Genomic DNA, 1765 nt, shown 5'->3' with positions numbered 1-1765 from the left:
ATGTAGATTTACCGGCACCATTGGCACCGATTAAACCATAGCAGTTTCCTTCTGTAAATTTAATGTTTACATCTTCAAACAACGCCTTTTTACCAATTCGAAGTGTTACATTATTAGCACTTATCATGTTCTCGAACCTCTTTTTATCTTTCTATATAAAAATCATATTGCATAGTCCCTTCTATTGTAACCGAAAATTGGAAAAATGCAAGGGGAAATATATTTAAAAAAATCATTCTTCATTTTTCGCGGAATCGTGACTTATTCTGCGTTATTTTCCTTAGAAATCATTGGACAAAATCTATATTTCCATACAAAACGACAAATTCAGACAAAGTAAAAAAAATCATAAGAATTTCAGCCAGTTTATTAAGTTGTATTTGTTGATAAAATGTTCTATAATGAAAAACGAAAAATGATATGGAAAATAGTGCCATTGACAGGAGGGGATCAGATATGCGGGAAAATAGGGAGGAGTATGTCATAAAAATTGACAATCTTCCATGTGGTTTCTGCAAAATTAGAAATGATGATATTCTGACCATTGTGAGTGCGAATGACTTTTTTTATCAGAGTTATGGATATGCGCCCCAGGAAGCAGAATCTGCAGGATTCACTGCAATAAGTGATATCATACATCCGGCTGACTGGCCGAAGGCAAAAGAGAAAATAGACAGATGTAAGAATGAGTGTTTAGATTATATAGATATAGAAGTGAAAACATTACATAGATCCGGAAGCGTTCTCTGGAATCTGATCAAGTGTACGTCAGACCCCGAGGAAGACAACTGTTTGAATTGCATCATACTGGATATCAGTAAACGGATGGAAGCAATTGAGGCTCTGAAAATGGGTGAAAAAGAGAAAGTTCTGCTCCTTGGACATGCCAAGCGTTTTGCTTTCCGGTTTTATCCGATTACTAGAACCGCCGTATTATCAGAGGATACGGCTTTGGAACTGGGACTTCCGGTGAAGGTGGAGAATCTTCCGGAGAGTATCGCAGATACCTATCCTGCAAAAGAGAGCAGAGAAGAATTTATCACTTTTTATGACCGTATGCTGGAAGGACGGCCTAAGGGAACTGCAATTTTACATTTTCGAAATAAGACAGAGGATTATACCTGGTATGAATGTTCCTTTTCCATGGTGTATAATCGGGAGGGACTGCCGCTGCATGCCATTGTATCCTTTGAGGATATCAGTGAACAGCGTGAAAAAGAAATTGCATATGAAAAATGGAGCCAGTTTAACCAGTCCCAGCAGGAGAATGCCGTTGCTTATTATGAATGCGATATTACGAAAAATATTCTGGAGAGTGTCCGGACAGATTTCAATAATATCCTGCCGGAAGCGGTAATGGAAACTTATGATAAAACACTTGAATATGTAGTGGAGAATCTGATCGTGCCCGAGGACAGGCAGGGTTATGTTGAATTATTCTGCAGGAGTGAAATGATCCGCCAGTTCCACAACGGGAAGCGGGAAATGAAAATGGAATGCCAGCGCTATGCAAAAGACGGGACAGTATACTGGGTTATGGCATCCCTCCAGATGCTTCCCGATCCCTATTCAGACCATATAAAAGCATTTATCCTGATAACGGATATTGACAAAGAAAAACGCAAAGCTTTGGAACTGCATGAACGGTCAAGGCGGGATCCGCTCACCGGGGTTCTGAACAGACGGGCGATCATTGACCAGGTCACGGAAGTATTGGATAAAAGCCAGCCGAACAGCAGACACATCTTTATAATGGTAGATATTG

2 protein-coding genes are annotated in these 1765 nt (G+C 39.8%); one reads left to right on the top strand and one right to left on the bottom strand.

Features of this window, described 5'->3' with window-relative positions; genetic code table 11:
- On the bottom strand, nucleotides 1-127 hold a 127-nt coding region (locus tag ACH2DQ_RS17030; RefSeq protein ID WP_395027547.1), incomplete at its 3' end, for an ATP-binding cassette domain-containing protein.
- Between the two features lie 329 nt (nucleotides 128-456).
- On the opposite strand from ACH2DQ_RS17030, the gene ACH2DQ_RS17025 reads away from it, so the two are divergent.
- Nucleotides 457-1765: PAS domain-containing protein (locus ACH2DQ_RS17025; RefSeq protein WP_395027545.1), on the top strand; the 1309-nt coding region annotated here is incomplete at its 3' end.

Source organism: Robinsoniella sp., from assembly GCF_034124845.1.
The sequence above is the reverse complement of the archived record's forward strand: the minus strand, read 5'-3'. Positions and strand labels throughout refer to the sequence as shown.